Genomic DNA, 17,440 nt, shown 5'->3' with positions numbered 1-17,440 from the left:
TTTTAACCTGAACGCGTGAGAGCTTCATCTGGACGGCAGCGATGGTGTCGAGGCGAATGAGGTTTTCGATCAGGCGGGCGAGGGTGGTTAGGTCGTGATGCAATGTTGGCGTTGCGCCCACGAGGGTACAGCCAGCCTTACTTGCAAAATGAGTCAATCACTTCAGTTGCCAGGTTAGTATGATTTTTTTGAAATTAAGGAGAATTGCATGCGAATGTTCAAGTATTTTGGAGCTGAGCGATTGTCAGTCATAGAGAACTGTTTAATTAGATTCTCTCCTCCCGCTGCGTTTAATGATCCATTTGAGTTTTTTCCTTTTATAAAATCAATTAATACGCAGGATGAGTTTGAGAGTACATTGGTTGAGTATGCCGACAGGGATCATTCGGATCTGTACGCAGCGATGGACGAAGGTGTCAAGGCTATAATGTCTAAAGAAGAGTTCCATGTTCGCATGAGTGCGAATATGCGTCTCATGGCACCTTTGATTAGACATAATATGGAGTCGTCAATACCAGCTATGCAAGAGGCGTTATACGCTGGTTGGAATAATCATATCGGTGTCCTATGTCTTTCGGAAAAAAATGATGATTTGCTTATGTGGGCCCATTATGCTGATTGTCATAAAGGGTTTGTCCTAGAGTTTGATCCCCAGTCCGATTTTTTCAACAGAAAGGTTGGGCCAAACGATAGTCTTCGATCCTTGAGGAAAGTCGTTTACGGTCAGAAACGACCGGAAGTTACATTGTCGCAAACCAACGAAGAAGAGTTTTTTCTTACGAAAAGTGATCATTGGGAGTATGAGGCCGAGTGGCGAATGATGCTTCCTTTATCTGAGGCAGATAAGACGCTAGATATGGCTGGCGAGAAAATTTGTCTGTTTGAGTTTCCGGTGAATGCAGTAAAGTCGGTTGTGTTGGGTGCTAAAATGCCTGAAGGGCTTTCGATGGCAGTAATTGAAAAATTGCGGTCGAATAACGCGTATAAGAATGTAAGTTTATTTCGTGCAAAAATTCATCCGACAGATTACCGACTGATAGTAGAGCAGATTGATTAGGGTTGGTTTGTTAGTAGCAGATGGACCAGTAACATGTCTTTGATTGCATCAAACTCATCGGTTGTAAAACCAAGAATTTCTCGGCGTTCATATCTTGTTTCCGACGCTCCGCGCTCCGCCCGGTCTTTCAGCCCGTACTGATGAACTCTAGCAATCCGGGCTACGCGCCCGGTGAAGCTGAGACTGATGGAGTTCCCATCGCCTTTCACTTGCAAAAAGCTAGCTGTGCGCAGCTTCTGAAACATTTTTACCTTTAATTTCACACGACCCTGTTTCCCGCGCAGGTTGCGCTGTTTTCTCGGCGCGTACTTGTTGCCGTCCGGGTTTTGCTGGGCAATGATTCGCTGCTGCTGGCTGCGGCGGAGGGCCTGACCAATGCTGCGTGCCAGTTTGATGCGCGATGCCAGCTCAAGCTGCCCAAGCAATCCCGCCGCCCAGTCCTCCAGTGTTTCCAGCCGATTGGTCATTGCGGCAATACCCATTCACTTCCTGTTCCTTGTGCGCGTGGTATCCAGTTCGGATCAAGAAAGTCAGCAGCCCTTTGCGGTTCGCCAGGATGTCGAATGGTGGTGTTGCCCTGGTCATCCTTGCCCACCACCACACGCTCGGTCAGCGGTAGCGTCAGGCTCATATCGACTTTGCTGTTATCGAGAATGTCAGCCTCGAACTGGATGCCATCAGCGGCCTTGTTCAGGTTCTCCAGTAGTTCGGACTGGTGAACGCTCAGCCAACCCAGCAGCGGCAACATGACGCTATCGGGATGGCCGGCGAAGTCGGTGAGGATGACCTGCAGGTCGAAGCTGTATTCGAACGACAGCGTGTGTGCGGCGGTGCAGCGGACCTTGCCGTTGTCGATGAAGATTAACAGTCGGTCGGGGTTGTGCTTGAGTTCGGCCACGGTGGCGAGCAGGTGGGCCTTCAGGCTGTCGGGCTTGTTCATTGGCGGACCTGCTGGTGTTGGTAAATCATGTCGGCTAGACCTTGCGGTTGAAAAACTTCTTGGCTGCAGCACGGGTGCCTTCAACGCCCAGAAGGCCGATCACACCCCCGAAATAAGGTGCGGCAGAAATGGGAATCCCCAGCAGCGAAAGCCCATAACTGGCGGAAAGCGCGAGTGCGCCGCACAGGGGCGCCTCGATCACCATCCGGCGCACGGTGCCGCCGCCATAGATCACGCGAAGGCCCGCAATGATCACGGCCAGCAGGCCGGAGTAAATGGCGTGCCAGTTCTGTTCGAGCCAGGCGGCGAGCCAGGCCCAGGTGTCGGGACGGTCAGGCATGCGTTTCATTCCATGATCCAGAGTGGTTGGGTTCAAGGGCGCGGTGCGGGCTGTTCAGTCCCATAGGTTCACCATCTGCCGTTGCGGGGCGGCGGCTTGGGCTTCTGGCATTTGCACCAGGAGACCTTGCGGCAAGGTCGGGCCGTGGTCGGCAAGGCCGGGGTTGGCTTCGAGTACTGCTTCGGTGACACCAGCGGTACGGCCGTAGTGACGCCAACACAGGGCATCGACGGTGTCGTTTTGTTGGGCGCGGATGCTGACGGCCATCAGATCAGCTCCACAGTGGTACGGCCGAGGCCGAGGAAGTCGCGCACGGCCCAGCGCTGGTCGCGGCGCAGTTCGTCGATGCTCGGGGTCAGTTCTTCGGCCTTCTGGTTGCCGCTGTTGGTGCTGTCGTAGGAGCGGTAGCGCTCGCAGATCTCCGCACCGGTCGCGGCGTAGATCGCCCGTTGATAGAGGTGAACGAGTTCGGATTTGTCCTCGATTTGTTCGGCCGGAACGTCCGCGAGGGTGGCGTAGCCTTCGGCCTGTTTGGCGCGGCGCCAGGTGGCAAACTCGCGGTTCACGCTGATGGCGGCGGCGATGGTCGCGGTTTCCAGGCGGATCGGCGTGACGCTGGAGTCGATGCGCAAAGTGCCGCGCACGTCGTCGAGGTCGATCGATGGCCAGAAGGGGTCGGTGTTGATGTGGCCGCTCGGGACCGGGGCACCGGTGCCGCCCGCTACGAATCCGCTCATGAATCTGCGCTCTGTTGTAGGTCGCCGGTGGTCGGGGCTTCACGTTCAGGAGGAGCGGCCTGGCCGATCCGCCCCGAGCCGGCGGGGTGCGTGGGGACGCTCGGTTAGCTGCCAGCGGCAGTGAGTTTGTTGAGCAGGCGTTCGGTCCGCTCCAGATCCTTTTTGCCACCGCAGGCGTCGTGCAGGTCGATGGCTTTTTTCAATAAGGCGATGCCGGCTTGCACCTGACCGGGTTGGCCAAGGCCCTCGTCGGTGACGCCTTCCAGTGTTACGCGGCCCATGGCGAGGAACAGCTTTGCGCGGGCCTGATCGGGCATGTCTTCGGCGTCGGTCAGTTCGGCGGTGCGTTTCAGAATCGCCAGCTCAAACGGTTCGCCGACTTTCAGCGACTTGAGCGCGACGGTGGCAACTTCTTCCGCGACCAGGCAGCCGGTGGTGCGTTCGAACCGGTCAGGCATGATCAATTTGTGTTTAAGCACGTAGTCGGCAATGTCGAGGGCGCCGCTGAAGTCCTCGGCGTCGATGCGCCAGACCATGATGGTGGTCAGCACTTCATCCTGTGCGCCTTTGCCGCCTTCGAGCACGCCTTGCACGTAGGGGATGTAATCGAGCAGCAACTGACGCTTGAGTTCCGCTTTGCCCTGATTGGATTGCACCTGTTTCAGGCGCAGACGGTCTTGCAGCAGTTGATTGAGCTGATGTTCGTAGGCCGTGGCGCCGGCCATGGTTTGAGTGGGATTGGCTGCTGCCGCTTCGATGGCGGCACTGACACGAACAAAATGGCGACGGCAAGGATTGGTCATGGTGTCCGCCTCAGCTCAGGGTGATGTTTTCAGCCATGGCTGCGCAGCCAAGGTCTTCGATCACGTAGCTTTCGTTAACCGATTCGAAGTTCTCGATGCGGTCGCGTTTGGCGTTGTCGACGACGGTACGGCGGCGGGTGCCTTCTTGCCAATAGATCGACAGGTTGTCGAGGCGAGTCACCAGCAGGCCGTTGGCCGGGAAGTGCGGTACGCGCACAGCCGGCAGATTGCCCAAGCGCTTTTGGCTGGTGACGATGTCAGCAGCGAGCATTTCGGTCGGCGCTTGGGTTTTGTTGATGATCGGGAAGTATTTGTCGGCCAACAGCTGACGGCCGCAGATGACCACCAGATCGGTATCTTCCTGATACCAAGGGTCGATGAACTCGTTGACCATGCTGACAACCAGCGCATCGATGTTTTCGAAGTCCTTGCCGGCGCCGATCTCGATCTTGCCACTGCCTGCCACAACTTCGGCCATGACGCGGGCTTCGTTTTCGGTGCGCATTTTTTGCAACCAGCCGATATTCACGTCCTGCAACAGCGGGTTGGTGGCCGGGTTTGAGGTGGCGGCGCGGCTGGTGCCGTTCCAGCCGATCATGATCCGGTTGAGCGCCTGAACTTTGATGATCGCGTCACGGATGCGCGCCTGAAAGTCTTTGAATTTCGCCCACTGATCAAGCTTCTGGTAACGCAGGCCGGTGTCAAAGTTGGTTTGCGTGCAGGTGTACCCGCGATTGTCCAGGCTGCTCGGGTCACGGGGTTCGCGATCCTTCACAGTGGTGTCGGTGGTGCTGGCAATAGTACCGTCGATACCGATGCCGATCTTCTCGCCGGACTGCTCCGACACGCCGTAGATGTTGATCGAGCTGAGGAACGAACTGGATTCCTGAATGCGGGTTTCCAGCGTCTGGGCAACACTCGGCGCGGCGGTGAATTTGGTGGTGACGTCGCTCACGCCGTGCAGTTGGGCGAGCTGTTGCAGGTACGCGTTAAAGAGAACGCGTGTGTCGTTGCGCATGATGGTCGTCCTTGGTTATGCGGGGCTGACTTTCAGCAGTCAGTCACTACCGAGTTGTCGCCGCCGGTTACCGGAGGGCGCGTTTTCTGGTTGGGATCCTGGGTGGTGGAAAGTTGGGTTTTCAGTTCGGTGAAGTCTTTGCTCAGTTGATCCAGTCGGATACTCAGGCCTGCGGAGAATTTTTTCTCGGCGGTCAGTTGGTCTGGCAGGTCCTTGACGTGTTCGGCGACGGCTTCGACGGCATCACTGATCTGGGAAAACTCGCTGTCGTCCTTGGTCTGTTTGCCTTTGAGCAGGTTTTGCACCTTGCTGAAAAGCTGGGCGCCGATGCTCGGCTTTTCCTCGACCTCTTCGAATGTCAGTTCGGTTTCGACCGCCTCGGTGAACATCGAAGTCGCGGAGTAATGGCGATCCTTGAACGGGCTGACGTCCGGTTTCTGGGCCGAGAACGATAAGACGTCGGTGCCAAGGCTGGCCGGTGAATCGGTCACGCCGAGGCCCACGATGTAGGCCTCACCGGTATCGGCGAAGCTGTCGTCGATTTCGATTGAGGTGTAGATCTTCTGTTTTGCTTTGTTCATGGCGATCAGGTCAGCCGTCGGCTCGACCTGGGCGAACAGCGCCAGTTTCTTTTGGCCGTTGATGTCCACTTCTTCGGTTTTCACCGCCAATACATCGCCGTAGGCCTTGAATGGGCTGTCGGGTAGCAAGCTACGGAAATGCTCAAGCCAGATCCGCGCGCCATAGGTGGACGGGTTGAAGTTCTTCGCAGCCTGTTCCAGCCAGTTGCGTTTGATGGTGCGCTTGTCCGAGGTAGCGCCCTCGACGGCGACGCGGAACCAGTTGCTGCGGAATTTCTTCATGTCGGGAAACCTCATTTGCTTGGGCGCTGATTGCCTGCGATGAAGGGCATGGTCGTGACGCGCGCGAGTTGCGGCAATGAGGCGGGACTGTAGGGAAGGGCGGTACAAGAGGCGCCGCTATTGAGTCGTCGGCATGGGCGGCAGCATCGCGGCCATGATTACGACCGCACTGCTGCCCATGGATCCGCGCCGCCAATCCAAGTTTCTGTATTGGATGGGGTGGCGCGTCTGCGAGATTGCCGAGGCTACTGGCGAAAAGGAAAAGACGCTACATAGCTGGAAGGCCCGCGATCAGTGGGACCGCGCCGACAATGTCGAGCGAATCGGCGGGGCACTGGAAGCGCGGTTAGTGCAACTGATCCTCAAGGACGGGAAAAGCGGCAGCGATTTCAAAGAGATTGATTTGCTGCACCGGCAGTTGGAGCGGCAGGCGCGCATCCAGCGCTTTCAGGGAAGCGGTACCGAAACCGACCTCAACCCGAATCTAGCGAAACGCAACGCCGAGCCGAAGAAAAAGGCCGTCAAGAACGAGATTGACGAAGACCAGATCGAGCTGCTGCGTGAGGCCTTTATCGATGGCTGTTTCGACTACCAGAAAGACTGGTACCGCGCCGGCAATCAGCGCACCCGCGTCATTCTCAAGAGTCGGCAGATCGGCGCGACTTACTACTTCGCCCGCGAGGCGTTCATCGATGCGCTGGAGACCGGCCGCAACCAGATTTTCCTGTCGGCTTCGAAGAACCAGGCCTACCTGTTCCGGGGCTACATTCAAGCGTTCTGCCGCGAGATTATCGGCGTCGAGCTGACTGGCGATCCCATCGTCTTGCCCAACGGCGCTGAGCTGTTTTTCCTCGGTACGAACGCGCGTACCGCCCAAGGCTATCACGGCAATTTCTACTTCGATGAGTTCTTTTGGACGTTCAAGTTCGAGGAACTGAACAAGGTCGCTTCGGGCATGGCGATGCACAAGACGTGGCGCAAGACCTACTTTTCCACGCCGTCGAGCATGGCCCACGAGGCGTACACCTTCTGGACGGGCGAACGCTTCAACAAGGGCAAGCCCGCCGCGCAGCATAAAAAGGTTGACGTGTCCCACGGTGCGCTCCAGCAGGGCCGGTTCTGTGAGGATCGATTGTGGCGGCAGATCGTCACGATTCTGGACGCGGAGCGGGGCGGGTGTGACCTGTTCGACATCGAGGAGTTGCGCCGCGAATACAGCCCCGAGGCATTCGCCAATCTGCTGATGTGCGAGTTCGTCGACGACGGCGCGAGCATCTTCCCGCTGACCCTGTTGCAGTCGTGCATGGTGGACAGCTGGGTCGAGTGGGCTGAGGACTACAAACCTTTCGCCATGCGCCCGTTCGGCGACCGTCAGGTCTGGATCGGTTACGACCCGGCCGAGACGGGCGACTGTTCTGGCATGGTCGTGATCGCGCCGCCGCTGGTACCGGGCGGCAAATTCCGCATCCTCGAGCGCCACCAATTCCGTGGCATGGACTTCGCCGCGCAAGCCGCGTTCATCAAAAGCGTCTGCGATCGCTACTGGGTGACCTACATCGGGATCGACGTGACCGGTCTGGGCAGCGGCGTGGCCCAGCTGGTGCGCCAGTTCTTCCCGGCGGTGACCACCTTCAGCTACTCGCCCGAAGTCAAAACCCGCCTGGTACTCAAGGCCTACGACGTGATCCACAAGGGCCGGCTCGAATTCGATGCCGGCTGGACCGACATGGCCCAGTCGCTGATGGCGATCCGCAAAACCGTCACCGCCGGCGGACGCCAGTACACCTACACCGCCGGCCGCAACGACAACACCGGCCACGCCGACCTGGCCTGGGCGCTCTTTCACGCATTGCACCACGAACCGCTTGAGGGGCAGACCACTGCCAATACTGGGCGTATGGAGATTTATTGATGACTGAACAATTGGCCAATCAGACACTGTTGCCCGCGACCACACCCTCCACGCGGGCGGGGACGCAGGTGTTTTCCTTCGGGGAGCCGACGCCGGTGCTGGGTGGTCGGGAGGTTTTCGATTATCTGGAGTGCTGGTTCAACGGGCGGTGGTATGAGCCGCCGCTTTCGCTGGATGGGCTGGCTCGGTCGGTGGGGGCGAGCGTGCATTTGCATTCGGGGTTGATGTTCAAGCGCAACTTGTTGAGCAAGACGTTTATCCCGCATCCACTGTTGTCGCGGGCTTCGTTTGAGCAGTTTGCGTTGGATTTTTTGTGTTTGGGCAATGGCTATTTTGAAGGTCGGCGTTCGCGGTTGGGTGGCGTGCGCAAACTGGAGACGCCGTTGGCGAAGTACATGCGTGCCGGCCCGGACGGGCAGTTTTACCAGGTGCGGGGGTGGAAGGACGAACATGCGTTTGAGCCGGACAGCATTTTTCATCTGCGTGAGGCGGATCTGCATCAAGAGATTTATGGGTTGCCGGAGTGGATCAGTGCTTTGCAGTCGGCGTTGTTGAACGAGTCGGCGACGTTGTTTCGGCGCAAGTATTACGAGAACGGTAGTCACGCTGGTTTCATCTTGTACATGACGGACGCGGCCCAGACAGAGGCGGACATTGATGCATTGCGCAAGGCTCTGAAGGAATCGAAGGGGCCAGGAAATTTCCGGAATTTGTTCGTGTACTCGCCGACCGGCAAAAAGGACGGGATTCAACTGATTCCGGTGAGCGAGGTGGCGGCTAAGGATGAATTCAACTCGATTAAGAATCAGACTAGGGATGACGTGTTGGCGAGCCTCCGGATTCCACCGCAGTTGATGGGTATTGTTCCGCAGCACGCAGGTGGCTTTGGCTCGGTTAAAGAGGCATCTGAGCTTTGGGTTTGCAATGAGCTGCTACCACTCCAAGCTAGATTTGAACAAGTCAATGAGTGGTGCTGCGATGAGGTAATAAGATTCACTTGTTCAGGAGTTTTCTTGAGTAATCGCATAACCAAAGTGTGATCTAAAAATCCGTGCAAGCTATAGATAAAAACTATCGAATGACTTTTCTAGATAGATAAAATCAGTCGCATGAAAGCTCAATTGTAATGATGTCGTATTGACATGTTGCATGTAAAAGCGCGAGGCTTGGCCATCTAAGGACTGATTTACAGGGAATTTCTAGATGGTTGATTTAATTATATTTGATTTGGACAACACTCTCGTAAAGACTGACGATCTTATAGAGTTTCGCGGCAAAGAAAATGTCAATGTTAGTGACGAGGACTACTTGGCGCGACTGAGAGCAAAAGCTACATCGCTCCAGCGGAGAATATTATCTAGCGATTTTTTTATAAAGCTTTCTGAAAGCCTCCCTAGTGTACAAGTTGCTGTTGTTACTCGATCTCCTCGAGCTTACGCTCGGGAATTATTGAATATCGTATACCCTGAAATCAAGTGGGCAGCTATCGTAGGCTATGAGGATGTCGATCGACCTAAGCCTCAGCCGGATGGATTGTATCTAGCGGCAAAGCATGCGGGAGTAGATGACCGAGAAAAGGTTATCCTCGTTGGCGATGATATAAGTGATGCGGACGCTGCGTATAGAGGAGGATGCTGGTTTGTCTTAAGTGAAGTAGGGCTGGCGAAACCAAGTTATGCCGCACGCAATAGAATTCCTGATGCGATCGTGAAGAAGGAAAATACGCTACTTCGTGCTATTACTTCAATTAAGTCAAAGTTGCCATGGCTTGAGAAGGTTGTGTTGGAAGAGCCTTTAGATGAAAATTATCCCGAGCGTGTTTGTGCAACTTCACATTTTACACCGGATGGTTTTGGGGAACCCGGGAAACCCTTTCGAGTGCTTTCGCTTGGACGTTTGTTTGCTGAGCATCAAGCAACAAAAAACAAAAGAGAGTGGCATTTATTAACTGACGAAATTCTTAAATATAAAGATACCGATACATTTCCTCAGGAGTGGGCAGTCTGTGTTCGGGATGCTATGCAGAATCAGATATCAGCACTAAGGGAAAGTGAGGGTTTTTTACAGAGGCGAAAAAAATACAAATATGAAGTTATTGTAACAGTTGCGCCCTCGAAATTAGGTAGAAAGCCTAGGATGGAGAACTTCCTTGCCTATATTGAAGAGGCGAATAGTCATGATGCAATCAGTGACGGTGTAGTGAGTTTTGCACCCACTGCATTCAAATTTTCGGATGCAGCCAAATCACACCATGGCGAGTTCCTAAACGGTGTGCAGCGATTTGAGAACGTACGAGATTGTCTGAGTTGTGATAATCCCGAGCAGTTCGACAGCAAAGTGGTGTTTGTCCTAGATGATGTGGTTACTACTGGAGCAACTCTTTTCTTCATGGACAAAATCTGCAGGGATAATGGCGCTGTGCATGTGATTTGCGTATGCTTAGCGCAAACGATTTCAATCAAGGATAGGTGATGTTAAGCCAGAACGCCTTTTTAGCTCTAGTGCTCAGCGCATTGAAGGGTATCGGTGCAAGTACTATTAATAAGGCGCTTTCTTTACATAATCCGAATGGGACAATTTTTGAGTTGTGCGAGATGGCATCTTCGCTTCGAAAAATCCCATTTGATGCATCTATATATGACGCAGCGATGAGTAGCGCTGAGTTTCAGAAGAAAGCCGCAGAAACAAATGGGATTGAAGTTGTATCCACATTGGACGGAAAATATTCAGAGTTGTTGCGTGGTTCTGGTTCGGCTCCCGCGTTGTTGTTTTTACAAGGAAACTCTCAGTTATTAAATAAAAAAAGTGTTGCGGTGATTGGTACTCGCGAACCTACTGAACACGGCAAGATAATAGCTCAGCGAATTACTGAGTATGTCGTGGGTCAGGGATGGGTGATTGTCAGTGGCTTAGCCATTGGGTGTGATGCTATCGCGCATAGACAAGCATTAGATAGCGGGGGGGGGACAGTTGCGGTACTTGCACATGGTTTGCAAATGATCGCTCCGCGCCAGAATCAGGAGTTGGCTAGAGATATCGTATCGAAAGGGGGACTTCTAGTTTCTGAGTTTGCGTTCGGCGTAAAAGCTTCTGGGCCTAACTTTGTGATTCGAGATAAAACTCAGGCAGGGCTTTCTAGTGGTGTAATCATGATTCAGTCTGATTTGAAGGGCGGGAGCCTACATGCGTCTAGAAGCGCTATTAAGTTTGGTCGCAGTTTAATTGTTCCGTATCCAACTGTGCGAGATATAGAAAATGCAGAGCCGAAGATATCTGCAAATTTGATGCTTTCAGAAGGTGATAGTGTCGCTCGATGTAACTTGTTAAAGGCGACAGCTTCTGAGTTAAGCAACTTGATGGTCTTGAAAAGCAAGTTTGATTATCCAGATATGCTCAAGAGTCTAGATCGAGTTATTAAATAAACTACTAGAAGTCGCATGAAACTGCTTAGTTTACATAATATTTACTGGGCAATTTGCACGGTGAAATTTTATTGGCGCGCGTCGTCGTCCCCCCACCTCGCCTACGGGCTAAATGGGTCTTTTTTTCCGCAGTCCTGCGATCCGCCGAGCGCAGCCTCGGCTGGGCTTTGTGATGCTGAATGAAGTAGACAAAAAGCCTGCGAATCCCTGCGAAGGGTAGGGTACCCGATGCATTTTCCCTGGCTCGTTTGTTCGTCAGACATGAGGCACCGTCAGGCGCTGATTTTCAGCAGCCCAGTCGGAAAAAAGTAATGTGGTAATTCGGATATCGGTCGACCGCTGAAAGCCCCGTTTTCATTGGTTTTACTGAATTACTTCAAAAAGTAATTTTGAGTAATGAAAAAGGTAATGTTGGCGTCAGTGACTGATTTATAAGAGGTAAATGAATAGAAAAATTACTCCCTTAAAAGGTGATTACCTTACCTTTACATTACTTAAAAATTACCTTGTGCCGATACCTTGCAGGTCAGTTGAATCAAGGCTCTTAGGCCGGTTATTTGATTTAGTTACCGAAATTACCTTTTTCCGATGCCGTTCCCAAAAAAACGGGTAACCACCGTATCGCCCTTTGCGCGTTCGACTGCCGCACAAATCTATGGGACTGCCATGGGAACCCTTGCGCGCTAACTATCGCCCTGAAACCCTTAAAAACCGGGACCAGACTTCGCGAAAATTGTAATCGGGCGGTTTCGAATCTTTCATTACCAGCAACCCTCGGAACGATTTCACTAACGTCCCATATCTCCAAAACACGACTGTTCGAGGAAAGCCCAAGCGCGTAGCGAAGCAACGCGAGGCAGCAATTCAGCAGTCGGGGGAGTGGTACGCAGCTTAAAAATGCGGTCGAAAAACAAGGTCACCGTTGATGCGTGTCGGCATTTCGAATGCGCTAGCAGTCCAGCTTCACTGTGACTGAAATCAGCTTGAAAGCGTTCCGCAACGGTTTCCGGCACCCTTGTGGAATGGGCCCTGGAGCGCTTTATAAATCAGTAGCTTGCGGAACGCATTACGTGCTAACCTGTTGATCTACTTAGCTTTGTAGCGTGGATTGCAAATCCACCTACGCCGGTTCGATTCCGACCTCGGCCTCCACTTTAAACAAGCTCCGTAGATCCATGATTTACGGAGCTTTTTTATTTGCACTGCGCTGCAAGATTCAGTCGCGAAATACAGCCATTGCAAACTTGCTTCAACGGGAAGTGATGTATATATTTCCCGCACTGCTTCAAGGGCTGCATCCTGTCGGGACTGCTGCTCTGATGCAGACTACAGCAGCATCGCGCTACCGCCCGAATGGCGAAACTGGTAGACGCATGGGACTTAAAATCCCCCGCTCGTAAGGGCGTGCCGGTTCGATTCCGGCTTCGGGCACCATGAATATGAAGGGCTTGCATGAGGTATCTCATGCAAGCCCTTTTTTTTGCGTCGCGGTTACCAGGGTCAGCGCGAATTCATCTCTTTGCTGAGCCGAGTGGACTTTACCCTGCGCCTGCGTATCCAGCTCGCGAATGCATGTAGCGGATGCAGAGCGGCCACAAGTACGCCCACAACCAGGATTGGAAAAAAAGCGTGATCAGCGCGATGCTTTCGTGCGAGAACATGGTGGGTTACTCCTGTAGTCACTATGTCGGAACCCGCAGGCTAGACGCTTTCAATGGTGTTTACGGTGAACGTATGTTCATTTTTTTTCGGCTGGATTGTGCTACGGGAAATCATGTGGGGATGGCGGTGTAAAAAGCGATATTGGCTTTTGACCGGCAGGGAATTGATCAGGAAGGAAAAATAATCATGACGCGCAAGCGTGCTGGCGGTGACTGCAGCGTCACCGCTCGTACAGCAAACCTCGCGTCCGCTTGTTCAATCGCGGTCATCTGAACCGGGGCAATGGCCGATCGACAGGTTTCAACGCTGACAGCGTGTTGCGAATCAGCGGAGCATCCTTTTCGATGTCGTTGAGCCGGTCGCGGATGCGCAGGGCGGTGGGGTGGCCGCCTTGGTGATCGACCCAGTCGGCGATTTCCTTGCAGGCGGCTGCGAGCCTGGCCTGGCGGGCGTCGAGCAGGGTGAGGAGGGTGGTGATGGACTCTTTTTCGGACATGGAACACCTCCGTTCTATCTGAGCTGAATGGCAGCAAAAAGCCCGCGTTTGCGAGCCTCCTGCCGTGGGGTGCTGCTCCCTCAGCTGGATTGAGTATAGACCCGCTTTTGATCGATATCAGGCGCAGGGCTGGCGGGGATTTGACGGGGCGCTGACTGCGTTCAGCCGTTTGCATTCGTTCTGCGCGTCGTGCTCTTCGTCGTAGCCATCGCCGATGAAGCCGCCAGTGCGTGTGTCGCGGATGCGAAACCAGCTCTGCGCTTCAGCAGGGTCTTGCTGACTGTCCTCGGCGCGACGGCCGTGAATGACGATCCTGGTGCAACGCTGCACGACGAAAATGTCTTCCATGGCGCCACCGCACTGATTCGTGTCACATCAACTATAGAAGCCTGTAGCGATTGCGCAAAAAATAGACAGTTCAGCGCGTCGGCTGCCCGCTCAAGTCAGGCATCAACTGGCGTCCGCTACCTCGATCATGTGTTCGAGAAACATCGCCAGCGCCACTTCCTCGGCTCGCAAGCCTTTGCGCACGCGCGGTTTCGGCAGTTCGGCAAGGGCGCCGAGCATGAATTTCTCCACCACGCCAGGGTGGATGTAGCACTTGCGGCACACCGCCGGGGTGTTGCCCAACTGTTTGGCGACGCTTTTCACCATCTCCACCACGTGCCGTTTTGCCTCGGCTTCGGACTCCCATTGCAACTCACGCAATGTCGACAGCGCCAAAGCGCTCCCCGCCCAGGTGCGGTAATCCTTGGCGGTGAAATCGGCGCCGGTGAGGGTTTTCAAGTATGCGTTGACGTCTGAGGAGGTGACCGAGTGGCGCTCGCCGTTATCGTCCAGATACTGAAACAGGTTCTGCCCGGGAATCTCCAGGCAGCGCTTGATGATGCGTGCCAGCCGTCGGTCCTTGACGGTGATCTGGTGTTCGATGCCGCTCTTGCCGCGAAACTGGAACAGGATCGCACTGCCGTTGACCTCGACATGGCGGCTGCGCAGGGTGGTCAGGCCGTAAGAACGGTTGTCGCGGGCATATTGCGTATTGCCGACCCGAATCAGCGTCGCGTCGAGCAAGGTGATGACGGTGGCCATGACCTTGTCGCGACTGAAGCCGGGCGCCGCCAGCAGCGCTTCCAGTTGCTTGCGCAGCTTCGGCAGTGCCAGACCGAAATCGCGCAGACGCGAATACTTGTCGGCATCGCGCACCTCACGCCAGCGTGCATGGTAACGATACTGCTTGCGGCCGCGGGCATCGCGGCCGGTGGCTTGCAGATGACCGCACGGGTCCGGGCAGATCCACACATCGGTGTACGCCGGCGGCACCGCAAGGGCGTTGATCCGTTTGATTTCATCCGGATCGGTAATGCGCTGGCCCGAAGGCTCGAAGTAGCAGAACTTGCCGCGCAGTTTCTTGCGAATGATACCGGGCTGGGAGTCATCGACATAATGCAGGTCGGATGGCAGCGCAGCAGTCAGCTCGGTATCGGGCATGGCAAGGTCCTTGGGTGGCAGCGGTCAGTAAAATCATTGACCGCACACCGTTGCCGTCGTGCCAAATGATTCAGGCAAGCACCGCGACCGCTTTGATCTGCGCCCACAACCGCTGGCCCGGATGCACACTCAATTGGTCTCTGGAAAAACGGGTGATGCGTGCGAGCAACGGCGTGCCGCCCGCATCGAGACGAATCAGCACGTGAGCGGCGTTGTCGGCTGCTTGCTCGCCCACTACCGTAACTGGCAATCGATTGAGAATGCTGCTGGATTCGCTGTCATGCAGCGCCAGGCTGATGTCGCGCGCATGCACCTTGCAGCGCAGCGTTTGGCCGATAGCCATCGGCGCATGCGTGACGCGAATGCTCATTTCGGTAGCCGGCAGTTGCAGACTCAGCAATTGATACTGCGCATCGTAAGCGCTGACCTGGCCTTCGATGATCACCCCGGCGTCATCGCCCATTGCCATTGGCAAGTCCAGCCGTGCGAGGGTTTCGCCTATCGGGCCGCTGGCCAACACCTTGCCTTCGCTGAGCAACACCAGATGATCGGCCAGCCGCGCGACTTCGTCCTGGGCATGGCTGACGTACAGCAACGGGATGTCCAGTTCGTCGTGCAGGCGCTGCAAGTAAGGCACGATTTCGTTTTTGCGCTGGCTGTCGAGAGCGGCCAGCGGTTCGTCCATCAACAACAATTTCGGACTGGTGAGTAAAGCGCGGGCGATGCCGACACGCTGTCGCTCGCCGCCGGACAAATGCTCTGGATGGCGTTCCAGCAGATGCGCGATGCCCAGCAGTTCGGTGGCTTGCGTTATTTCGACCTGGCGCTGTGATTTGGCAATACGTTTGAGGCCGAACTGCAAATTGGCCATGACCGACAGATGCGCAAACAGGCTCGCTTCCTGGAATACATAGCCGATTGCTCGCTTGTGCGGCGGGACGAAAATGCCGTTGTCGCTGTCCTGCCAGACCTCGCCGTTAACCTCAACAAAGGCTTGCCCGGCGCGTTCGAGTCCAGCGATACAACGTAGACAGCTGGTCTTGCCTGAGCCCGAAGGTCCATAAAGCGCGGTCACGCCGCGGCCCGGCAAGTGCAAGTCGACATCGAGGCTGAAGCCCGGCCAGACGGTTTTCAAACGAGTATTGATCATCACTCAGCTCCAGCCCGCGCGGGTCCTGCGGCTGGAATACAGTGCCAGCAATACCAGAAACGAAAATATCAACATTGCCCCGGCCAGCCAGTGGGCCTGGGCGTATTCGAGGGCTTCGACGTGGTCATAGATCTGCACGGAAACGACACGGGTCTTGTCGGGGATGTTGCCGCCGATCATCAGCACCACGCCGAACTCACCGACGGTATGCGCAAAGCCGAGGATCGCTGCGGTGATAAAACCGGGTCGGGCCAGCGGTACCATCACGCTGAAGAACGTATCCCAGGGACCGGCGCGAAGGGTGGCGGCGACTTCCAGCGGGCGCTGGCCTATGGCGGAAAACGCGTTCTGCAATGGTTGCACCACGAACGGCATGGAATAGATCACTGAGCCGATCACCAGCCCCGTAAAGCTGAAGGTCAGCGTGCCCAGACCCAGCCATTGGGTGAATTGGCCGAGAAAGCCGTTCGGGCCCATCATCAGCAACAGGTAAAAACCAATGACGGTGGGCGGCAGGACCAGGGGCAGGGCGACGATCGCCCCGACCGGGCCACGCCACCAGGAGCGGGTGCGCGACAACCACAGGGCAATCGGTGTGCCGATCACCAACAGGATCGCCGTGGTGACGGACGCCAGTTTCAGGGTCAGCCAGATCGCCGCGAAATCGGCACTGGTCAGCGCCATTTAAAGTTGATAACCGTAGGATTTGATCACTGCTGCGGCTTGCGGGCCTTTGAGGTATTCGACCAGTGCCTTGGCGGCAGGATTGTCTTTGCCTTTGTTCAGAATCACGGCGTCCTGTTTGATCGGATCATGCATGTCGGCAGGCACGACCCACGCCGAACCGCTGCTGACTTTACCGTCCTTGTAGATCTGCGACAGTGCGACAAAACCCAGTTCGGCATTGCCGGTCGAGACAAATTGATAAGCCTGGGTGATGTTTTGACCTTCAACGAGTTTGGCTTGGGTCGCCTCGGTCAGTTTGAGTTTGGCCAGTACCTGGGTCGCCGCCAGGCCGTAGGGCGCAGCTTTCGGATTAGCGATGGACAGATGCTGGTACTGGTTTTTCTGCAAAACTTCGCCCGCGTCATCGACGTAACCTTCTTTCGCCGACCACAGCGCCAAGGTACCGATCGCATAAGTGAAGCGCGAGCCTTTGACAGTGTCGCCTTCCTTTTCAAGTTTCCCCGGGGTGGTATCGTCAGCGGCCAGGAACACCTCAAACGGTGCACCGTTCTTGATCTGCGTATAGAACTGGCCGGTGGCGCCGTAGGCTGCAACCAGTTTATGCCCGGTGTCTTTTTCGAAGCCGGCGGCGATGGCCTGGATCGGCGCGGTGAAATTCGCGGCCACTGCCACTTGTACCTCCTCAGCCAAAGCACCACTGCTGGCGCAAGCAGCGATCAGAGACGCCAGGCAGGCGGGGGCAAAACGTGAAGCACGCATGGTCATGTAACAGCTCCGTGGTTGGCGTGTACGCCGGGCAGCGCTCTCAGGTGAAGGCTGCTTCGCGGCAAGTGTGCTTTCGCTATATACGGAAATATATAGCGAA

At 55.2% G+C, this 17,440-nt stretch carries 19 protein-coding genes and 1 tRNA gene; 6 read left to right on the top strand and 14 right to left on the bottom strand.

From position 1 onward, the window contains the following. Positions 1 to 208 precede the first annotated feature (208 nt). Positions 209 to 1,057 carry a DUF2971 domain-containing protein gene (locus tag V6F91_RS06645; protein ID WP_332763127.1) on the top strand — a complete coding sequence of 283 codons (849 nt, stop codon included), beginning with the start codon at positions 209 to 211 and terminating at the stop codon, positions 1,055 to 1,057. Here the strand turns inward: V6F91_RS06645 and V6F91_RS06640 are convergent. The 8 genes from V6F91_RS06640 to V6F91_RS06605 all read right to left on the bottom strand — a co-directional run bounded on the left by V6F91_RS06640 (position 1,054) and on the right by V6F91_RS06605 (position 5,758). After that, positions 1,054 to 1,524 (bottom strand): phage virion morphogenesis protein, encoded by a 471-nt coding sequence (locus V6F91_RS06640; RefSeq protein WP_332763595.1) that lies wholly within the window; start codon positions 1,522 to 1,524, stop codon positions 1,054 to 1,056. The two genes, V6F91_RS06645 and V6F91_RS06640, sit on opposite strands and share 4 nt — an antisense overlap. Beyond that, positions 1,521 to 1,997: a phage tail protein gene (locus V6F91_RS06635; protein ID WP_332763126.1), complete on the bottom strand. Its 477-nt coding sequence runs from the start codon at positions 1,995 to 1,997 to the stop codon at positions 1,521 to 1,523. The genes V6F91_RS06640 and V6F91_RS06635 overlap by 4 nt, the downstream gene beginning before the upstream one ends. 34 nt (positions 1,998 to 2,031) lie before the next feature. Next, on the bottom strand, positions 2,032 to 2,346 hold the full coding sequence (locus V6F91_RS06630; RefSeq protein ID WP_332763125.1) for a phage holin, lambda family: 315 nt from the start codon (positions 2,344 to 2,346) through the stop codon (positions 2,032 to 2,034). A gap of 45 nt (positions 2,347 to 2,391) precedes the next feature. Continuing rightward, positions 2,392 to 2,604, bottom strand: coding sequence for a tail protein X (locus tag V6F91_RS06625; RefSeq protein WP_160769727.1), 213 nt, complete (start codon positions 2,602 to 2,604; stop codon positions 2,392 to 2,394). Continuing rightward, positions 2,604 to 3,074, bottom strand: a complete 471-nt coding sequence (locus tag V6F91_RS06620; protein WP_332763124.1) for a head completion/stabilization protein — start codon at positions 3,072 to 3,074, stop codon at positions 2,604 to 2,606. Before V6F91_RS06620 ends, V6F91_RS06625 begins: the two co-directional genes overlap by 1 nt. 104 nt (positions 3,075 to 3,178) lie before the next feature. Continuing rightward, positions 3,179 to 3,877, bottom strand: a complete 699-nt coding sequence (locus V6F91_RS06615; RefSeq protein ID WP_332763123.1) for a terminase endonuclease subunit — start codon at positions 3,875 to 3,877, stop codon at positions 3,179 to 3,181. 10 nt (positions 3,878 to 3,887) lie between these two features. Further along, entirely contained in the window at positions 3,888 to 4,895 is a 1,008-nt protein-coding gene (locus V6F91_RS06610; protein WP_332763122.1) for a phage major capsid protein, P2 family, read from the bottom strand. A 32-nt stretch (positions 4,896 to 4,927) separates the two neighbouring features. After that, positions 4,928 to 5,758: a GPO family capsid scaffolding protein gene (locus V6F91_RS06605; RefSeq protein WP_332763121.1), complete on the bottom strand. Its 831-nt coding sequence runs from the start codon at positions 5,756 to 5,758 to the stop codon at positions 4,928 to 4,930. 154 nt (positions 5,759 to 5,912) lie between these two features. Here V6F91_RS06605 and V6F91_RS06600 point away from each other — a divergent pair, with 154 nt between their 5' ends. The 5 genes from V6F91_RS06600 to V6F91_RS06580 all read left to right on the top strand — a co-directional run bounded on the left by V6F91_RS06600 (position 5,913) and on the right by V6F91_RS06580 (position 12,526). Beyond that, the gene (locus tag V6F91_RS06600) at positions 5,913 to 7,670 is read left to right on the top strand and encodes a terminase ATPase subunit family protein (protein WP_332763120.1); all 1,758 of its coding nucleotides are present in this window, start codon (positions 5,913 to 5,915) and stop codon (positions 7,668 to 7,670) included. Continuing rightward, the gene (locus V6F91_RS06595; RefSeq protein WP_332763119.1) at positions 7,670 to 8,710 is read left to right on the top strand and encodes a phage portal protein; all 1,041 of its coding nucleotides are present in this window, start codon (positions 7,670 to 7,672) and stop codon (positions 8,708 to 8,710) included. The genes V6F91_RS06600 and V6F91_RS06595 overlap by 1 nt, the downstream gene beginning before the upstream one ends. Positions 8,711 to 8,873: 163 nt before the next feature. Then, complete coding sequence (locus tag V6F91_RS06590) at positions 8,874 to 10,142, top strand: HAD hydrolase-like protein (protein ID WP_332763118.1); 1,269 nt, start codon at positions 8,874 to 8,876, stop codon at positions 10,140 to 10,142. Further along, complete coding sequence (locus tag V6F91_RS06585; protein ID WP_107647078.1) at positions 10,142 to 11,092, top strand: DNA-processing protein DprA; 951 nt, start codon at positions 10,142 to 10,144, stop codon at positions 11,090 to 11,092. Before V6F91_RS06590 ends, V6F91_RS06585 begins: the two co-directional genes overlap by 1 nt. A gap of 1,347 nt (positions 11,093 to 12,439) precedes the next feature. Continuing rightward, a tRNA-Leu gene (locus tag V6F91_RS06580) sits at positions 12,440 to 12,526 on the top strand. 493 nt (positions 12,527 to 13,019) lie between these two features. On the opposite strand, the gene V6F91_RS06575 is transcribed toward V6F91_RS06580, so the two are convergent. The 6 genes from V6F91_RS06575 to modA all read right to left on the bottom strand — a co-directional run bounded on the left by V6F91_RS06575 (position 13,020) and on the right by modA (position 17,340). Next, complete coding sequence (locus V6F91_RS06575) at positions 13,020 to 13,250, bottom strand: hypothetical protein (protein WP_008082703.1); 231 nt, start codon at positions 13,248 to 13,250, stop codon at positions 13,020 to 13,022. 117 nt (positions 13,251 to 13,367) lie between these two features. Next, positions 13,368 to 13,598: a hypothetical protein gene (locus V6F91_RS06570; RefSeq protein WP_332763117.1), complete on the bottom strand. Its 231-nt coding sequence runs from the start codon at positions 13,596 to 13,598 to the stop codon at positions 13,368 to 13,370. Positions 13,599 to 13,700: 102 nt separating this feature from the next. Beyond that, complete coding sequence (locus V6F91_RS06565) at positions 13,701 to 14,738, bottom strand: DNA topoisomerase IB (protein ID WP_332763116.1); 1,038 nt, start codon at positions 14,736 to 14,738, stop codon at positions 13,701 to 13,703. 70 nt (positions 14,739 to 14,808) lie between these two features. After that, positions 14,809 to 15,888, bottom strand: coding sequence for a molybdenum ABC transporter ATP-binding protein (gene modC, locus V6F91_RS06560; protein WP_332763115.1), 1,080 nt, complete (start codon positions 15,886 to 15,888; stop codon positions 14,809 to 14,811). A gap of 3 nt (positions 15,889 to 15,891) precedes the next feature. Continuing rightward, positions 15,892 to 16,572, bottom strand: coding sequence for a molybdate ABC transporter permease subunit (modB, locus tag V6F91_RS06555; RefSeq protein WP_332763114.1), 681 nt, complete (start codon positions 16,570 to 16,572; stop codon positions 15,892 to 15,894). Continuing rightward, positions 16,573 to 17,340 carry a molybdate ABC transporter substrate-binding protein gene (modA, locus tag V6F91_RS06550; RefSeq protein ID WP_332763113.1) on the bottom strand — a complete coding sequence of 256 codons (768 nt, stop codon included), beginning with the start codon at positions 17,338 to 17,340 and terminating at the stop codon, positions 16,573 to 16,575. It abuts the gene before it with no gap. Positions 17,341 to 17,440 lie beyond the last annotated feature (100 nt).

It is taken from the genome of Pseudomonas koreensis (assembly GCF_036668835.1).
In the GTDB taxonomy this organism is placed as follows: Bacteria; Pseudomonadota; Gammaproteobacteria; order Pseudomonadales; family Pseudomonadaceae; genus Aquipseudomonas; species Aquipseudomonas koreensis_I.
This window is presented reverse-complemented; position numbering and strand designations above follow the sequence as displayed.

Bases quoted from the DNA above. Each gene is read 5' to 3' on its own strand.
- V6F91_RS06645 (WP_332763127.1), top strand. From the start codon at position 209: ATGCGAATGTTCAAGTATTTTGGAGCTGAGCGATTGTCAGTCATAGAG.
- V6F91_RS06640 (WP_332763595.1), bottom strand. From the start codon at position 1,524: ATGACCAATCGGCTGGAAACACTGGAGGACTGGGCGGCGGGATTGCTT.
- V6F91_RS06635 (WP_332763126.1), bottom strand. From the start codon at position 1,997: ATGAACAAGCCCGACAGCCTGAAGGCCCACCTGCTCGCCACCGTGGCC.
- V6F91_RS06630 (WP_332763125.1), bottom strand. From the start codon at position 2,346: ATGAAACGCATGCCTGACCGTCCCGACACCTGGGCCTGGCTCGCCGCC.
- V6F91_RS06625 (WP_160769727.1), bottom strand. From the start codon at position 2,604: ATGGCCGTCAGCATCCGCGCCCAACAAAACGACACCGTCGATGCCCTG.
- V6F91_RS06620 (WP_332763124.1), bottom strand. From the start codon at position 3,074: ATGAGCGGATTCGTAGCGGGCGGCACCGGTGCCCCGGTCCCGAGCGGC.
- V6F91_RS06615 (WP_332763123.1), bottom strand. From the start codon at position 3,877: ATGACCAATCCTTGCCGTCGCCATTTTGTTCGTGTCAGTGCCGCCATC.
- V6F91_RS06610 (WP_332763122.1), bottom strand. From the start codon at position 4,895: ATGCGCAACGACACACGCGTTCTCTTTAACGCGTACCTGCAACAGCTC.
- V6F91_RS06605 (WP_332763121.1), bottom strand. From the start codon at position 5,758: ATGAAGAAATTCCGCAGCAACTGGTTCCGCGTCGCCGTCGAGGGCGCT.
- V6F91_RS06600 (WP_332763120.1), top strand. From the start codon at position 5,913: ATGATTACGACCGCACTGCTGCCCATGGATCCGCGCCGCCAATCCAAG.
- V6F91_RS06595 (WP_332763119.1), top strand. From the start codon at position 7,670: ATGACTGAACAATTGGCCAATCAGACACTGTTGCCCGCGACCACACCC.
- V6F91_RS06590 (WP_332763118.1), top strand. From the start codon at position 8,874: ATGGTTGATTTAATTATATTTGATTTGGACAACACTCTCGTAAAGACT.
- V6F91_RS06585 (WP_107647078.1), top strand. From the start codon at position 10,142: ATGTTAAGCCAGAACGCCTTTTTAGCTCTAGTGCTCAGCGCATTGAAG.
- V6F91_RS06575 (WP_008082703.1), bottom strand. From the start codon at position 13,250: ATGTCCGAAAAAGAGTCCATCACCACCCTCCTCACCCTGCTCGACGCC.
- V6F91_RS06570 (WP_332763117.1), bottom strand. From the start codon at position 13,598: ATGGAAGACATTTTCGTCGTGCAGCGTTGCACCAGGATCGTCATTCAC.
- V6F91_RS06565 (WP_332763116.1), bottom strand. From the start codon at position 14,738: ATGCCCGATACCGAGCTGACTGCTGCGCTGCCATCCGACCTGCATTAT.
- modC (WP_332763115.1), bottom strand. From the start codon at position 15,888: ATGATCAATACTCGTTTGAAAACCGTCTGGCCGGGCTTCAGCCTCGAT.
- modB (WP_332763114.1), bottom strand. From the start codon at position 16,572: ATGGCGCTGACCAGTGCCGATTTCGCGGCGATCTGGCTGACCCTGAAA.
- modA (WP_332763113.1), bottom strand. From the start codon at position 17,340: ATGACCATGCGTGCTTCACGTTTTGCCCCCGCCTGCCTGGCGTCTCTG.